The 16,582-nt window shown below is 42.5% G+C and carries 18 protein-coding genes; 8 read left to right on the top strand and 10 right to left on the bottom strand.

The annotated features are described in order from the left end of the window. Positions 1-99: 99 nt before the first annotated feature. Positions 100-669 (top strand): NAD(P)H-dependent oxidoreductase, encoded by a 570-nt coding sequence (locus EVU92_RS05285; protein WP_130050304.1) that lies wholly within the window; start codon positions 100-102, stop codon positions 667-669. Between the two features lie 3 nt (positions 670-672). On the opposite strand, the gene EVU92_RS05280 is transcribed toward EVU92_RS05285, so the two are convergent. Continuing rightward, positions 673-1,119, bottom strand: a complete 447-nt coding sequence (locus EVU92_RS05280; RefSeq protein WP_130050303.1) for a TerB family tellurite resistance protein — start codon at positions 1,117-1,119, stop codon at positions 673-675. 127 nt (positions 1,120-1,246) lie between these two features. Here EVU92_RS05280 and EVU92_RS05275 point away from each other — a divergent pair, with 127 nt between their 5' ends. Next, the gene (locus EVU92_RS05275; RefSeq protein WP_130050302.1) at positions 1,247-1,612 is read left to right on the top strand and encodes a hypothetical protein; all 366 of its coding nucleotides are present in this window, start codon (positions 1,247-1,249) and stop codon (positions 1,610-1,612) included. Between the two features lie 2 nt (positions 1,613-1,614). Here EVU92_RS05275 and EVU92_RS05270 read toward each other — a convergent pair whose 3' ends face one another. From EVU92_RS05270 to fabR, 6 genes are all read right to left on the bottom strand, one after another. Beyond that, positions 1,615-2,208, bottom strand: coding sequence for a hypothetical protein (locus EVU92_RS05270; RefSeq protein ID WP_130050301.1), 594 nt, complete (start codon positions 2,206-2,208; stop codon positions 1,615-1,617). A gap of 121 nt (positions 2,209-2,329) precedes the next feature. Next, positions 2,330-2,929 carry a 3-isopropylmalate dehydratase small subunit gene (gene leuD, locus EVU92_RS05265; RefSeq protein ID WP_130050300.1) on the bottom strand — a complete coding sequence of 200 codons (600 nt, stop codon included), beginning with the start codon at positions 2,927-2,929 and terminating at the stop codon, positions 2,330-2,332. After that, positions 2,929-4,329, bottom strand: coding sequence for a 3-isopropylmalate dehydratase large subunit (gene leuC, locus EVU92_RS05260; RefSeq protein ID WP_130050299.1), 1,401 nt, complete (start codon positions 4,327-4,329; stop codon positions 2,929-2,931). Before leuC ends, leuD begins: the two co-directional genes overlap by 1 nt. A 59-nt stretch (positions 4,330-4,388) precedes the next feature. Continuing rightward, complete coding sequence (gene leuB, locus EVU92_RS05255) at positions 4,389-5,465, bottom strand: 3-isopropylmalate dehydrogenase (protein ID WP_130050298.1); 1,077 nt, start codon at positions 5,463-5,465, stop codon at positions 4,389-4,391. Then, entirely contained in the window at positions 5,462-7,009 is a 1,548-nt protein-coding gene (leuA, locus tag EVU92_RS05250) for a 2-isopropylmalate synthase (protein WP_062564775.1), read from the bottom strand. Before leuA ends, leuB begins: the two co-directional genes overlap by 4 nt. Before the next feature lie 357 nt (positions 7,010-7,366). After that, positions 7,367-7,996: an HTH-type transcriptional repressor FabR gene (fabR, locus tag EVU92_RS05245; RefSeq protein WP_130050297.1), complete on the bottom strand. Its 630-nt coding sequence runs from the start codon at positions 7,994-7,996 to the stop codon at positions 7,367-7,369. A gap of 117 nt (positions 7,997-8,113) precedes the next feature. Here fabR and EVU92_RS05240 point away from each other — a divergent pair, with 117 nt between their 5' ends. Both EVU92_RS05240 and sthA read left to right on the top strand, forming a co-directional pair. After that, a complete protein-coding gene (locus EVU92_RS05240) occupies positions 8,114-9,247 on the top strand; it encodes a fatty acid desaturase (RefSeq protein ID WP_130050296.1) in 1,134 nt (377 codons plus the stop codon). Positions 9,248-9,260: 13 nt separating this feature from the next. Continuing rightward, positions 9,261-10,691, top strand: coding sequence for a Si-specific NAD(P)(+) transhydrogenase (gene sthA, locus EVU92_RS05235; RefSeq protein ID WP_062564769.1), 1,431 nt, complete (start codon positions 9,261-9,263; stop codon positions 10,689-10,691). Positions 10,692-10,736: 45 nt separating this feature from the next. Here sthA and hemE read toward each other — a convergent pair whose 3' ends face one another. Then, positions 10,737-11,801: a uroporphyrinogen decarboxylase gene (hemE, locus tag EVU92_RS05230; RefSeq protein ID WP_130050295.1), complete on the bottom strand. Its 1,065-nt coding sequence runs from the start codon at positions 11,799-11,801 to the stop codon at positions 10,737-10,739. A 615-nt stretch (positions 11,802-12,416) separates the two neighbouring features. On the opposite strand from hemE, the gene rsd reads away from it, so the two are divergent. Further along, entirely contained in the window at positions 12,417-12,887 is a 471-nt protein-coding gene (gene rsd / locus EVU92_RS05225; protein WP_130050294.1) for a sigma D regulator, read from the top strand. Positions 12,888-13,030: 143 nt separating this feature from the next. Next, entirely contained in the window at positions 13,031-14,077 is a 1,047-nt protein-coding gene (locus tag EVU92_RS05220; RefSeq protein ID WP_205987919.1) for an LD-carboxypeptidase, read from the top strand. A 54-nt stretch (positions 14,078-14,131) separates the two neighbouring features. On the opposite strand, the gene fkpA is transcribed toward EVU92_RS05220, so the two are convergent. Then, positions 14,132-14,887 (bottom strand): FKBP-type peptidyl-prolyl cis-trans isomerase, encoded by a 756-nt coding sequence (gene fkpA / locus EVU92_RS05215; protein ID WP_130050293.1) that lies wholly within the window; start codon positions 14,885-14,887, stop codon positions 14,132-14,134. A gap of 200 nt (positions 14,888-15,087) precedes the next feature. Here fkpA and EVU92_RS05210 point away from each other — a divergent pair, with 200 nt between their 5' ends. Beyond that, complete coding sequence (locus EVU92_RS05210; protein ID WP_130050292.1) at positions 15,088-16,086, top strand: hypothetical protein; 999 nt, start codon at positions 15,088-15,090, stop codon at positions 16,084-16,086. Next, positions 16,073-16,285: a SlyX family protein gene (locus EVU92_RS05205; RefSeq protein WP_130050291.1), complete on the top strand. Its 213-nt coding sequence runs from the start codon at positions 16,073-16,075 to the stop codon at positions 16,283-16,285. Before EVU92_RS05210 ends, EVU92_RS05205 begins: the two co-directional genes overlap by 14 nt. Positions 16,286-16,307: 22 nt before the next feature. Here EVU92_RS05205 and EVU92_RS05200 read toward each other — a convergent pair whose 3' ends face one another. Further along, on the bottom strand, positions 16,308-16,511 hold the full coding sequence (locus EVU92_RS05200) for a YheV family putative zinc ribbon protein (RefSeq protein WP_054562906.1): 204 nt from the start codon (positions 16,509-16,511) through the stop codon (positions 16,308-16,310). Positions 16,512-16,582: the final 71 nt, after the last annotated feature.

Raw genomic sequence — 16,582 nt, 5'->3', positions numbered from 1 at the left:
TTGCGTTTATTGGGCTTTTCTGCAAGCTGTTTTTTGCTACAGTGAACGTATCAGCCGTGAGTGTATCAACAACAGTGAAGCTTAAAAAAGGAAGCCATCATGACAGCACCAAAAATTATTGCCCTAGCAGGCAGTCTACGTAAAGACAGCTTTAATCAAAAACTGATTAATGAAGCTGCACGCTTCGCCCTCGAAAGTGGTGCAGAAGTAGAAGTGATAAAACTAAGCGATTTAAACTTGCCTTTATTTGATGAAGATATTGAAGCGCAAGGCACGCCAGCTGGCGCACAATTGTTAAAAGATAAGCTTCGCGCTGCTGACGGCATTTTATTAGCTAGTCCAGAGTATAATGGTTCAATTACAGCACCACTTAAAAACGCAATCGATTGGGCATCCCGTACAGAGCAAGGCGCGGTTCCAGCATTTCGTAATAAAATCACGGCGCTTTATGCAGCTTCGCCAGGTGGTTTAGGCGGCTTACGAGGTTTAAATCACGTACGTGATATTTTATCAGGAATTGGCAGTATCATACTTGCTGATCAATTAGCAGTTTCTGCTATCCACACAAAACTAGATGAACAAGGCCGCATCAGCGATGCTGATACAGCCGAGCAAGTTGCGAGCCTTGCCCAGCAACTTGTGAGCGTAGCGAGCAAATTAAATAAATAATTGCTAACTTAGTTTTGTCGCTGCTAGCTTAGCAGCGATAAAATCTTCGTGGGTTACATACAGTAAGCTTGCAACGCGGCGAATAACCATTTCTTCATGCTTATCTAAATTGCCATCTGCGTAGGCTAAACGCCACAACAGCTCGATGATATCAATACGCTGCTCGGCACTGCATTGGGCATTGATTTGTTTTGAAAACTGAAAATAATCTATCGCATCATCAAGGTGCTGAGACGCACTTGCAACTAACTCTTGAACCTCTTCATCGGTAAGAGAAAAGTACTTCTTTAAGGTCTCATTCAGGGTCTGTTGCTCATCATCTTGTAACTCATCATCTGCTCGCATAACCTCAATTAATAACGCAGCAACGGCGGTTTTTAGGTCATGCTCAGAAATATTAGATTGGGTATCGTTCAAAGCTGAAAACAGCTGTTTTATTTTATTGAGCATCACATTTTCCCTTTTTGGGTGTTAAACTACATGTAAGACATAACGTTACCTTAGTTTGACTATGGATGCTAATTCAGGTTCAACATCACGATGAAACAAGGTATTAATCACATGGAGTTAAGTGTTTATGAGTGAAGTGAGAAGTACACAAGCACTATTAATCAGCGCCTTTTTAATATTAGCGGGGTGCAGTTATGCGCAAGCTGCAAAAGGCGAAACAGAAAAACTCTATGATTTTGACGAGAAAGTCCATTATAACCAAACTGCATTAGCCGACGGCCGCTACCACCTCGAAATTCAGTCTGACGACTACAAGCACTTTCGCAATCAAAGCGTATTCTTACTGCGCCATGCAAACCGCTTATGTAGAGACAAACCATTTATGCTAAGAGTGACTGATGGGGTGCAGGAGTATGAACGTTTTCCAACTAAACCACGCGCCTATCAGCCACCTTTAACGGTTGTTTTACAGTGTGAAGACGAAGCTAAATAATACTAGTCTTCATATCCCCACGGCGCGCTTGGCGGCGTGATAGGTTTAGTTAAGTCAAAATCAACGCGAAACTCACGTCCTTCACGTACTAAGCGATAAGTAAATTGCTTAGGATAAATATACATTTGCCACGTGTTACCCATTGATTGGGGAATACCTTGGCTAACAAACAACTCTTTTGAATATTGATCAGCCGGGAACGACTGCGCGTTAGCAAAGCCAGCATCAAGGGTATGACCACCATACATGGTTGATTTATCATCGCTGCCATCTTTATGGCGATGGTCATGCTTTAAACTCAAACCACTGCCAGTTTTTGTGATGATCCAAGTACGAGATGCATCATCACCCACATGAAATGGCACTTGTAACTCACGCTCGTTACAACGACGTACATGCATTACTAACTTTTTGCCCGCAAACGAGCTTGGACCAGCCACGTTATCAACGCTCACTTTACCTTCGTAAGCTTTACCGCAATGGGCTGCAATGTTGTCAAAAAAGCCATCATGGCTTGGAATTGACACTAACGGCGCAGGTCGTGCAGCCGCTACTGATGATGCTGCCACGAGCATCGATGCCACTAAGTATTTCATGGTGTGTTCCCTAAATAAAATTTTGCTTAGGCTAATGGTTTAAAGCTTAGAAAGAAAACAATTACGATAAATAACAAAAAACGCGGCCTTGGCCGCGTTTAGGTTCACATGGAAAAACAGGTTATTGCCAAGGGCGCTCTGCTGCTAGTTGCTTCTCAAAAGCACCAATTTGGCTGTTAAGTGTTTCAGTCACACCGATAAAATCTAAGCCACTTAATAAACGCTCTTTAATGTCATGGCGAATATCAAAGTGAATAGTGTCAAACTTATCGCTACGAAGTTGTTGGTTTTCTAAATCAACTTCGATATGAATATCATCATGCTGTTCACTCAGCACAAATAATTGCTCAAGTGTTTCTGCAGGTAATGCGATAGCAAGCATTTGGTTATTGCCGCAGTTATTAAAGAAAATATCGGCAAAACTTTCCGCTAAGATAACTTCAAAACCATATTGCTTTAATGCCCATGGCGCGTGCTCACGCGATGAACCACAACCAAAATTGTCGCGAGTTAAAAGAATTTGCGCACCTTGGTAACAAGGGCGGTTCAAAATAAACTCAGGGTTTGGCTCGCCGTTATCTAAATAACGCCAATCGTAAAAAAGCGCCGCATCAAAACCATCACGGCTGGTCGACGTTAAAAACTGCTTTGGAATAATTTGGTCAGTATCAACATTGTTTTTATCTAACGGGGCCATTAAGCCACTAAAAAATACGCTCATTAGGCTTCTCCTCTGATATCAACAAAACGACCGTGAATTGCCGCTGCCGCTGCCATTGCTGGGCTCACTAAGTGAGTGCGTCCACCGCGACCTTGGCGTCCTTCAAAGTTACGATTTGATGTAGAAGCACAGCGTTTACCGGCTTCTAATCTGTCGTCATTCATTGCTAAGCACATTGAACAACCAGGCTCACGCCATTCAAAGCCAGCTGCTTTGAAGATATCTGCAAGACCTTCGTCTTCAGCTTGTTTTTTTACAAGGCCAGAGCCTGGAACAATCAGTGCTTCAACACCCGCTGCAACTTGCTTACCTTCTACAATTTGCGCAGCAGCACGTAAATCTTCAATACGGCTATTCGTACATGAGCCAATAAATACGGTATCAACAGTTGCTGAAGACAATTTATCGCCAGCTTTTAAACCCATATATTTTAGTGCGCTGCGAATTGCATCGGCTTTAATTAGATCTGGCTCTTGCTCAGGATCAGGAATGAATTCATCTACGCCAATGACTTGCTCAGGGCTGGTACCCCAAGTAATTTGCGGTTGAATATCAGCAGCTTCCAATTCAACAACATGGTCAAATTGTGCGCCTTCATCTGTTTTTAGCGTTTGCCAGTAGGCAACAGCACTATCAAAGTCAGCACCTTTTGGTGCAAATGGGCGTCCTTTTAAATAATCATAAGTTGTTTGATCTGGTGCGATTAAACCCGCTTTTGCGCCCATTTCAATACTCATATTACAAAGCGTCATACGGGCTTCCATAGACAGCGCTTCGATTCCTTCACCACAAAATTCGGCAACATAGCCAGTACCACCAGCAGTTCCTAATTTACCGATCACTGCCATGATTAAATCTTTTGCAGTAACGGTTGGACGAAGGCGACCATTAATTTGAATTTTTAACGACTTGGCTTTTTTCTGCTGTAGCGTTTGAGTGGCTAGTACATGCTCAACTTCTGAAGTACCAATACCGTGCGCTAGTGCACCAAATGCACCATGGGTAGAGGTATGGCTGTCACCACAAACAATGGTTGTGCCAGGTAAAGTTATGCCTTGCTCAGGCCCCATTACATGCACAATACCTTGGTTAATAGAATTTAAATCATAAAGTTGAATACCAAACTCTTTACAGTTTGCATCCAGTGCCATTAATTGGTTTTTCGACACTTCACTGGCTGCATCTAATGAGCGGCTTTTTGTTGAAACGTTATGGTCCATGGTTGCAAAGGTCTTTTCTGGGCAACGTACTTTGCGGTTTTTCTCACGTAAACCAGCAAAGGCTTGCGGCGAAGTAACTTCATGAACTAGGTGACGGTCGATATAAAGTAAATCGGTTTGATCATTAATACTGGCGACTACATGAGCTTGCCAAATTTTATCGTATAAGGTTTGGGCCACTTGCTATTCCCTCATTTTAGTTACGCTGAGTGACGAGCTCAGCGCAAACACTTTTTTAATTAAATACGTGCCACAATTGCCGCAGCAACATCACTGGTGGTGTACCCTGCATTTGGATAGATATCTGGCGTACCGACACCGGCTTCAACCGCCTCTGCTACCGCTTTTTCAATCGTACGGGCCGCTTCATCTTGGCCTAATGAATAGCGCAGCATAAGCGCAGCACTTAAAATTTGTGCGATTGGGTTTGCCACCCCTTTACCCGCGATATCTGGTGCTGAGCCACCAGCAGGTTCATACAAACCAAAGCCAGACTGATTTAAACTCGCTGATGGTAATAACCCCATAGAGCCTGTGATCATCGCGCACTCATCAGACAAAATGTCACCAAATAGGTTATCGCAAAGTAGTACATCAAACTGGCTTGGCTGTTTCACTAACTGCATTGCCGCGTTATCAACATAAATGTAGTCTAAGCTTACTTCTGGGTAGTCTTTGCTCACTTCAGAGACCACTTCACGCCAAAGTACGCTGGTCGCTAATACATTCGCTTTATCAACTGAAGTAACGTGATTACTACGCAGCTTTGCAGCTTCAAATGCAAAGCGTGCGATGCGCTCAATTTCTTTACGTGAATAGGTTTGGGTATCGAAAGCTGCTTCTTGATCACCTTCGCCACTACGGCCTTTTTCACCGAAATAAATACCGCCGGTTAACTCACGCACACATAAGATATCAAAGCCTTGTGCACTGATATCTGCACGGAGCGGTGACGCAGCACTTAGTGCTGGTAATAATTGTGCTGGGCGTAAATTACAGAACAAACCAAAATGCTTACGCAGTGGCAGCAGTGACGCGCGCTCTGGTTGCTCGTTCGGTGGTAAGTTTTCCCACTTAGGGCCGCCTACCGAACCAAATAAAATCGCATCAGCATTTTCGCATGCGCTCAATGTGCTTTGCGGCAGTGCCTGACCAAACTCATCGATGGCAGCACCACCAATCGCGTGGTGATGACGAGTCAAAGTAAAACCAAATTTTTCGCTTACAGCATCCAAGACGGTTTCTGCTGCAGCCATAACTTCTGGACCAATCCCGTCGCCTGCTAATACTGCGATACTGTAATTCGATTGACTCATCCTGCTTTCCTCTGTTGTTTTAAATCAGACACTTTTTGTGCACGATAAATTAAGTTATAAACACGGATCATGGCGCGTACTGACGCTTCAACCACATCCGCTGCAATGCCCGCACCGTGATAAGGGCGACCATCGTATTTAGCAATAATGTTCACTTGCCCAAGCGAGCTGGCGCCTTGGCCTGTTGCTTCTAGGTTGTATTCAATCATTTCGACCGACATACCCGTTAAGCGCTCAATTGCTAAGAATGATGCTTCAACAGGGCCATTACCTGTTGCCGCCTCTTGCTTAGACTCGCCATCAATTGTCATACCGATTGTTGAGCTCGCTACTGATTGTGAGTTAGACGTAGAGTTAACAAATTCAAGTTGATACTTCTCGTCTTTATCTTTGATTTGATTGAAGTAAATCATAGCTTCTAAGTCGTAGTCATACACAGTGCCTTTTTGGTCTGCTAATGCTAAGAAGCTAGTGTATAAGCTATCCATATCGTAATCAGATTTTTGATAGCCTAACTCTTCTAAACGATGCTCAATAACATGACGACCTGAACGCGAAGTCATGTTTAATTGGTTATTAGGTACACCGACACTTTCTGGCGACATAATTTCGTACGTGTTTTGCGCTTTTAATACGCCGTCTTGGTGAATTCCTGAACTGTGTGCAAAGGCATTTTCGCCAACAATTGCTTTGTTTGGTTGCACAGGCATATTACAAATCTTCGCGACTTGGCGCGAAGCACGATAAATTTCTTCACTGCGAATATCGGTATGCACTTTTAAGTGGTCTTCACGCATCTTCATGATCATCGCCACTTCTTCAAGCGAACAGTTACCTGCACGTTCACCAATACCATTAATAGTACATTCGATTTGACGCGCACCGGCTTGTACCGCAGCAATTGAGTTAGCAACCGCTAAACCTAAATCATTATGGCAATGCACACTTAAACGCGCCTTGTCGATGTTTGGTACATTGTTCATTAAGTGATGAATCATCGCTGCATATTCGTCAGGTGTTACATAGCCTACGGTATCAGGTAAGTTGATGGTTGATGCACCCGCATCAATGGCACTCTCAACGATGCGGCATAAATCCCAGTGTGGCGTGCGGCCAGCATCTTCACATGAAAATTCAACGTCATCCGTGTAGTTACGAGCAAGTTTAATCGACTTAACAGCCATTGCCGTTGCATCGTCTAAACTCATACGTAATTTGTGCTCAAGATGTAATGGGCTGGTTGCGATAAAAGTATGAATACGGCCCTGCTCTGCCGGGCGAAGTGCTTCACCACATGCTTCAATATCTTTTGCTACTGCACGTGCTAAGCCACAGATAATTGGCCCTTTCACTTCAGTCGCAATTCGCTGTACAGAGCGAAAATCTGCCGGGCTAGATACCGGAAAACCTACTTCCATTACATCCACATTTAAGCGGCTAATGGTATGCGCAAGTTGAATTTTGTCGTCTTCGGTTAGGCTTGCTTTTAATGCTTGCTCACCATCACGTAACGTTGTGTCAAAAATCCAAACCTTATCTTTCATAAACTGTCCTCGTTCCCAATGACCCATTAGCGAGATAAAAAAAACCCCGCGGTTGCGGGGTTTTTTAATGTTCTACAAATGCAAATACACTAAGCCCCGCTCACTGATTTAATCAGTAAGAGGTTTAGTTTTAATGTAATTGAATGTGTAATTTGCATCTTAATTTACTAAATGTGTGTTCAGTGGCTGTATTTTTAACATTCAAAAAACCAGCTTGCAAGCATAATTTTTCCACAAAATCGATTTTCAAATCCCAATTTTAGAAATAAAAATCCACAATAAGGCAATTAACAGGTTAATTAACCCAACTTAAATGTATTGAACGTTTAAAATTTCGGACGGTAAAGCTTCTATTGCTTAGATTAACTTTTGAGATTGATTACTATCACGTACATATAAAGTGGCACCGCGCGCAATGTAACGTAATTGCCAGATCAGGCGTTCAACCAGCTCTTCGCGCTGCGCCCCTTCAATATCGAGGGCCTCGGCACCGGCGTTAAATACCAAAGTCACCATAGCTTCAGCTTGGATATATGCATGAGTTGGATCGCATGGTGTTTCGCTTTCAAGATAATGTGCGAGTTCTAAAATGAAATGTTTAATCTCACGAGCAACCGCGGCACGAAATGCTTTTGAAGTCCCTGAGCGCTCTCGCAATAACAATCTAAATTGGTTGCTCGAGTTATCTATAAATTCCATAAAGGTAACGATTGATGTGGTGATCACACTGCCGCCACTCTCAATACGACGGCGAGCTTGGCGCATAAGTTGGCGAAGTGTTAAACCAGCTTCATCAACCATGGTCAATCCGAGCTCATTCATGTCTTTAAAGTGACGGTAAAAAGAAGTTGGTGCAATCCCTGCTTCACGGGCAACTTCACGCAAGCTTAAATTAGAAAAACTATGATCAGCACTCAATTGATTGAATGCTGCTTCGATCAGTGCTTGTCGTGTTTTTTGTTTCTGTTGCGCTCTAACACCCGACATGGAAACTCCCAGAGTGAACTTTTAATAATTTTTTCGGTTAATGAGACAGTCTAATACTTGACGCGGAGAGAATGAAACACTATTTTAGCGTACAACTGTACGCCGAGATTTATTCAGATGAAAAAACCACCGATTATTTGGACCAATGTGCTATTTTTTAGCCTTACATTTTTGGCCGCGATCACCCTTGTTCCTTGGTATGGCTTTAGCTACGGATACACCAGTACACAGTGGATAGCCTTCGTTGGCTGTATGTTCTACGCCGGACTTTCTATTACTGCTGGTTATCACCGTTTATGGGCACACAAAGCCTATGATGTGCACCCTGTTATTGAAGTATTTTTTGCTTTAGGCGGTGCTTTTGCTCTGCAAAATAGTGCGTTGCACTGGAGTAGCGATCACCGTATTCATCATGGTCAAGTCGATGATCCAATTAAAGACCCATATGCCGCCACAAATGGTTTTTGGTATAGCCACATAGGTTGGATGTTACGTGATTATCAAGGCGAGCAATACGGGAACTATAGTAACTGTCGCGACTTACAAAAAAATAAAGTTGTTATGTGGCAACACCGCCATTATATGAAATTAGTCGTCGCGACTAATTTTGGTATTCCTTTATTGCTAGGTTTAATGCTTGGTGATGTATGGGGGATGTTATTACTGGTTGGTTTACTGCGCTTAGTATTAAGCCAGCATTTTACGTTTTTTATCAACTCACTTGCACACATCTGGGGCTCACGTCCTTATACAGAAAAGAACACGGCGCGTGATAATGGTTTTTTAGCGCTATTCACTTACGGTGAAGGCTATCATAACTTCCACCACATTTTTGCAAGCGACTACCGTAACGGCATTAAGTGGTATCACTATGATCCAACGAAGTGGATGATCCGCTCTTTAGCTGCAATTGGCCTTGCTTCAAAATTAAAGCGCACACCTATTGAGCGAATTGAAAAAGCCAAAGCAGAAACCTTGATGAATAAGACCCAAGGTCGCCTCGCAAAATTGCCTTTAGCGCAAGATAAGCTTACATTATTACAATCTGAGTACGATTTACTGCTGAAAAGACTGCAACACTTCTGTGCCCTGCAAAAACGCGTGTTAGAAATCAAACGAAATAAAATGATGAAGCAGTGCGAAAAATCAGCATTAATGACACAATATCATGAGCTTGAAGCCGCTTGGGAAAACCAAAAGCAGGCTTGGCTTGCACTAAATGCGAGGTTGTTAAAAGCCTCTTTTAGTTAACATAGGAGCGGCTGTGGCCAAACAACAAGTAAAGCAAAAAGATACTCCATCTTATCAATATGATGCGATCATCATAGGTACAGGTCCTGGCGGTGAAGGTACCGCCATGAACCTATCTAAAAGCAACAAAAAAGTCGCTGTTATTGAGCGTCAAGAAGCAGTAGGCGGCGGTTGTGTTCACTGGGGTACTATCCCGTCAAAAGCATTACGTCATTCTGTGAGCCGTTATATTGAATATAAAGCAAACCCGCTTTTTAATATTAGTGAGCGCCCTAACCGCTTAACTTTCCCAGATATTTTGCGCCACGCAAGTAACGTCATTTCAAAGCAATCTAATTTACGTAGCAGCTTTTATGAGCGAAACCGCATTCATATGTATCAAGGTGATGCTGAGTTTATTGATAAACACACTATCAAAGTGACGCACCTAGACGGTTCGTTTGAAACTCTTACTGCACAAACGATTGTTATTGCTACTGGCTCGCGCCCTTACCGTCCACCGGGTGTAGACTTTAAACACCCACGTATATACGACAGCGATACGATTTTAGGCCTTGAAGATGACCCTCATCGTGTGCTGATTTATGGTGCCGGTGTGATTGGTTGTGAATACGCCTCTATTTTTAAAGGCTTAGGTGCCAAGGTTGACCTGGTGAATACCCGCGACCGCCTACTGGCCTTTATGGATGCAGAAATTTCAGATGCTCTAAGCTATCACTTTTGGAATAGCGGTATTGTTATTCGTCATAATGAAGAGTTTGATCGCGTAGAAACTCGCGATGATTGTGTGGTAATGCACTTAAAATCAGGTAAGCGCGTAAAAGCTGACTGTATTTTATTTGCCAATGGTCGTACTGGTAACACAGACACACTCAATCTTGAAGCTGTTGGCCTAAAAGCGGATGGTCGTGGCCAGCTTAGAGTGAATGAAACATACCAAACAGAAGTCGACAACATTTATGCTGTCGGTGATGTAATTGGTTACCCAAGTCTTGCCAGTGCAGCATTTGACCAAGGCCGTATTGCAGCCGATGCAATTGCATGTGGTAACTGTGATGAGAAGCTGATCATTGATATTCCAGCAGGTATTTATACAATTCCTGAAATGAGCTCAGTCGGTAAAACAGAGCAAGAGTTAACAGCAGCAAAAGTCCCTTACGAGGTAGGTCGTGCTCAATTCAAGCATTTAGCGCGTGCGCAAATTGCGGGCACTGAGGTAGGTAGCTTAAAGATTTTATTCCATGTTGATACCAAAGAAGTACTTGGCGTGCACTGCTTCGGTGAGCGTGCCTCTGAAATCGTTCACATCGGCCAAGCAATTATGGAACAAAAGAACGGCGGTAATAACATTGATTACTTTGTAAATACCACGTTCAACTACCCGACCATGGCAGAAGCCTATCGTGTAGCCGCATTAAATGGTTTAAATCGTTTGTTTAAGTAACGAAAAAGCCCGCTTAATGCGGGCTTTTTTATGACTAGCTTTTGCTTATTTGTGGTATTTACCACTGAATTCATGAACGGCGTTGATAAATACACCTGCGTTTTCTGGGTCTACATCTGGTGTAATGCCATGACCTAGGTTAAATACATGGCCAGAGCCTGTACCAAAGTCTTCTAGGATAGTCGCAACTTCTTGGCGAATTCGCTCAGGCGTGCCATGCAGCATGGCTGGGTCCATGTTACCTTGTAGCGCTACTTTATCGCCAACACGACGTTTTGCATCACCGATGTTAATTGTCCAGTCTAGGCCTACTGCATCACAGCCAGTTGCTGCAATTGCTTCAATCCACTGACCGCCATTTTTAGTAAATAACGTCACTGGCACTTTACGGCCATCGTATTCACGAATTAAGCCATCAACAATCTTGTGCATGTATTGTAATGAAAACTCATTGTAGTCACGTGGGCTTAATACACCGCCCCATGAGTCAAATACCATTAACGATTGCGCACCCGCTTTAACTTGCGCGTTTAAGTAGTCAATCACTGAGTCAGCTAATTTATCAAGTAATAGGTGCAGGGTTTGCGGCTCTGCAAAAGCCATTTTCTTGATTTTACCGAATGTTTTGCTGCTACCACCTTCAACCATGTAAGTTGCAAGTGTCCAAGGTGAACCAGAGAAACCAATTAACGGCACTTCACCTTTTAATTCGCGGCGAATCGTACTTACCGCATTCATCACATAACCAAGCTCATCAGTTGGATCGATATTTGGGATTTTTTTAACATCTGCTAATGAAGAAATCGGACGTTCAAATTTCGGACCTTCACCTGTTTCAAAGTAAAGACCTAAGCCCATAGCATCAGGAATAGTTAAAATATCACTAAATAAAATTGCAGCATCAAGCGGATAACGACGTAATGGCTGTAACGTTACTTCACAAGCAAGTTCAGCGTTCTTACATAAACTCATAAAGTCGCCTGCTTGGGCACGTGTAGCACGGTATTCAGGTAAATAACGGCCAGCTTGGCGCATCATCCATACCGGTGTGACATCAACAGGTTGCTTTTGTAGTGCACGTAAATAACGATCGTTTTTTAATTCGCTCATGCGTATAGAATCCTAGAACTGAATGAAATTGAACAGATTGTATCACCATATTGCGCGTCTCACTATGGATAGATAATCAAGGCTAGATATAGATCATGTTTTTCAGACCAGACTTAGCCTACCGTGCGTTTTTTGCACAAAAACAAAATAAATTTAAAACTTTTCATTAATAAATTTGCAACATCCAAAAAAGCTTGGTATAACTTACCCCGCGTTAACAAAAACAATAATAAAAATCTTATAACAACAATAAGAACAACAATCTTCCCATAATAATAAGAACGCTTGTTTAACAAGTCTTAGAAAAAGAATTAAACCACCAATTTTGGTGGTTTTTTCTTTTCTAAATCAGTAACTTACACACCCATTCCTTAGATAAAAATTGCAAAATTAATACTAGTAGTTTTGAATCAATTCCCATACACTGCAATTAGAGAAAAAAAAGTCCACTCTAAAAAACAAGGGTGCTTCTTAGCCTATTCAATGCTAAAAAATATGCCTTTAGGATGACTTTTACAATCTGTTGCAATTAGACACTAAGAATTTAGTTGATCTTTGTGTCATATTTCCTTTTTATATATACAAAGGAAAACCTACTCAGCGAGGAGATGAAATATGCTGACGCGTTTGGAAAAAGCTCAACAAAAGTGGGGCGGTAGTCACTCTGTAATCGACAAATGGCTTACAGAACGTCAAGAGCTGCTTGTGTTGTTCTGCCGTATTGCAGGCTTTTCACCGTATGAAAAGAAAGATCACGCCCTTCCTGATCAACTGCAAATTCAAAACTTTTGCCAAATTCTGATGGATTACCTTTCTGCTGGCCATTTCGAAATTTACGACGACATTGCCAAAGCGTGTGAAGAAAAAGGCCCTGATAGCCAAAAGTTGGCTAATACCTTATATCCTCGCATTTCTGAAACCACAGATGTAGCACTCGATTTTAACGACAAATACGCAGAAGTAGAGCAAGACGACCTGCTTGATGAGTTTGATAAAGACTTATCAACGTTAGGTGAAGCCCTTGAATTACGCTTTGAATTAGAAGATGAGTTAATCGACAACTTATATTCAAATCACACCAGCTAACATCAGTTACACAGCAGAGAAATACTCTCTGCTGAAAGTTTCTTTTTGCCATCTCCAAAAGAATCATCTATTCCATTTCGTAACAAATATTTGAAATATTTTTTTCAATGCGATACTCATACTATAAAAACATGAGGCTCGCTATGAATAAACGGTCATTTTTAAAGTCACTCTCAATCCTTGCAGCAGGCGCAAGTCTAACATCAACTCCCTTAATGGCTGCACAAAATAGCAGTACCCAAACATTAATAAAGCCAAAAATACTGGCAAAGGGAGGCACTATAGGTGTGTGCAGTCCATCAGCAGCCACCGCGCAGCAGGCTGATATCGTACTAGCAAAGGGCGTTATAGAAGCATTAGGCTACAAGGCTAAGCTTGCACCAAACATTCTGGCAAGACGAGGGCACTTAGCTGGCACAGATGCAATGCGAGCTGGCGATTTGAATAGCTTATTCAGTGATAAAGAAGTTGATGCCATTTTGTGCTTACGTGGAGGTTCAGGGGCCGCCCGTATTTTACCTTTGCTTGACTACGCGATGATCCGTAACAATCCAAAACCACTGATGGGATATTCGGATATTACTGCTCTGCACAACGCGTTACTCTCTCAAGCTGGATTAATCAGCTTTCATGGCCCAAATGCATCAAGTGACTGGAACCCTTTTCACGTAGCGCAATTTAAGAACATGTTCGAAGCGCGTAAGCTGATGTATTTCCAAAACTTACCAAAAGCCGATGATGAGTTAGTTAACACACAATATTTGACCCAAACGATTACTCCAGGTAAAGCTACTGGACAATTAATAGGTGGCAACTTAACGGTGCTGACTGCCCTTGCAGGTTCGGACTATTTACCTGACTTTAATGGCGCAATTTTATTTTTAGAAGATATCGATGAAGCGCCGTATCGAATTGACAGAATGATGAGTACACTAAAACTCATGGGCGCACTTGATAAGATTGCAGGCTTTGTATTTGGTGATTGTAATGACTGTAGGCCTGGCCGAGGTTATGGCTCATTAACCCTTGACGATATTTTTGCAGATCATATAAAACCGCTGGGAATTCCTGCTTATCGTGGAGCCATGATTGGCCATATTAAACGCCAATTTATTTTACCTGTTGGCACTTTGGTTGAGCTTGATGCAAATAATGGCACATTAAAAATGAAAGAAGCGGCATTTAGTTAATAAACTTCACGCGTAAAAAAAGGGCCTATAGGCCCTTTTCTAGTGAGTTAAATATTACTCAGCTGGAACAGCTTTATCATCGCTTTGGATTTCAAGTAATTCTACTTCGAAAACAAGCGTTGAGTTTGCTGGGATCTTACCAAGATCACGCTCACCGTATGCAAGATCAGATGGAATCGTGAACTTGTACTTAGAGCCAACTGGCATTAATTGTAAACCTTCAGTCCAACCAGGGATCACACGGTTAAGTGGGAACGTTGTTGGTTCGTTACGTGAGTAAGAGCTATCAAATTCAGTACCGTCAATTAAAGTACCTTTATAATGTACTTTAACAACGTCAGTTGCTACTGGCTTTTCGCCTTCACCTTCAGTGATTACTTCGTACTGTAAGCCAGACTCAGTTACAGTAACGCCTTCTTTCTTCGCGTTTTCAGCTAGGAATTTCTCGCCTTCAGCTTTGCTCTTTTCAGCTTCTACTTTCGCTTTTTCTTCTTGCTTGGTACGAATGCTTTGATCAAGCGCCGTTAATACTTCACGAATTTTTTCGTCATCAAGTTTAGCGTTACCTGCTAGTGCGTCTTCAAAACCACGCTTAAGAAGTGCTTCGTCTAATTCAACACCCAGTGCTTTTTTATCTGCAAGATCTTGGTTTAGGAAGTTACCAACCGACGCACCAATACCGTATGCTTGTTGTTGAGCTTCAGTCTCTAGTTTAACTTCAACTTGCTGTTCTTTTTTTGCTTCCTGATTACAAGCTGTTAGCGCTAAAACTGACGCTGCAATCAATGACAATTTAATCGTCTTTCTCATTTTATATCTCCGACACACTTTGCAGTTGTCAATTATTGTATTATTACTAGTTAAAGATTAACGACCTACATGGTAGGCTGCTTGTCTAATAACTAACGTCATGCAATTGCATGATCAGCGATTAGACTAACAACCTAGGCCTTCAACGAGACCTAGTCTAACCTCTCAATCACTAAGAGTTAAGGGGAAATACTCGTAATATGTCGATATTTCGTACTTTTTTGTATCTGCTCAGCCTTTGCTTAGTTGCAGGCTGCTCTGAGCAACATGAGCAATCTACTGCACGCTATGAGCATGCGGCTAGAGGAGCATTTGCTTCCGCGCTTTCGCACGATGGCAAATACAGCCTAATCTCATCAATACACCATGGGGTTGCACTGTGGGATAATCAACAGCAAGTGTTAAAATACCAATGGTTCCAACAACAAGCTCAAGATAGCCTCGTTCACACCGTAGCTCTTTCTTACGACAATAGCCATGCTGTTACCGCCGAGAAGTCCACATTCGCAGTGTGGGACATTGCTACGGGAAACAACACAGGTTATTACAAAATTCACGCCTCAACCATTAGGGATATCGCGATAAGTAACCAAGGGCGCAGCGTATTATACGGCCGCGCCGACGGTGTAGTCGTTTACCTCGACTTAGAGAGTGGAAGGCGCATAGAGTTCCTTGGTCATCAAGAAAAAGTTAATGTTGTTGACCTATCACCTAACGGCCACTACGCCATCAGTGGTTCAAATGACTACGTTGCTTACTTTTGGGATACTCGTACAGGGCAGGTGATCCATCGCTTTAATCATCCAAGTCGCGTTACTCAAGTCGCCCTTGATCCACAAGGTCGTTACGCATTTACCGCAGATAGTATGAAGCAAGCAAATGTATGGCGGCTGACTACAGGTGATCTTGTTAGCAAACTGGCGTATATTGCGCGTCAGAAAATTTTTACCGCCGTCCGTTTTAACGATGAAGGCACTTTAATTGCCACCGGTTCACCCAATCGATTAGTCGATTTATGGCAGCTTGAGTCTGGTAAAAAATTACAAACGTGGCAAGTTATTCCTCGTGAAGGAAGCCGCCCGAAATCAGCCGTGGTGTTAGATGTTGCGTTTACTGATAACAACCAAGCGTTATTAACCGAAAGCTCCAGCGGATTCGCTGAAAGTTTTAATCTAAGAGAATCAAATGAATACAATTGAAAATCGTCTAATGGAACTTGAAGCGAAAGTCGCTTTTCAAGATGAAACAATTGAAATATTGAATGATGAGCTTAAAGCGCACCAACAGCAGTTGGCAAAAATGAAACGCCAGACTGAGTTACTTGCAGAGAAGATCAAAGAATCACAACAGCCTTCTTTGATGTCGCAAATGCAAGAGCCGCCACCGCCGCACTATTAATTAGGTAGGATAGAGCCGGGAATTAATCGCCCGGCTTAAATACACCAATCACTTGCTCAAATTGGCGTGTTGAGGCTTGCACAGCCTGTTCTGGTTGCGTCATTTTGTGGCCACACTGTACGCACTCCACTTTTTCCACATCATGTTCTTTATAAAGCATCATGGTGTCCATAGCCTTACACTCAGGGCATGATGCGCCAGCAATAAAGCGTTTCTTTTGTCTCATAGATGATCTCCCGTGGCATGTAGGTGGCTATTTTAGCCTAATAACTCTCTGTTTGATACGATTGCGAAGCC

The sequence above is a fragment of the Pseudoalteromonas sp. MEBiC 03485 genome (genome assembly GCF_004195145.1).
GTDB lineage: Bacteria > Pseudomonadota > Gammaproteobacteria > Enterobacterales > Alteromonadaceae > Pseudoalteromonas > Pseudoalteromonas apostichopi.
This window is presented reverse-complemented; position numbering and strand designations above follow the sequence as displayed.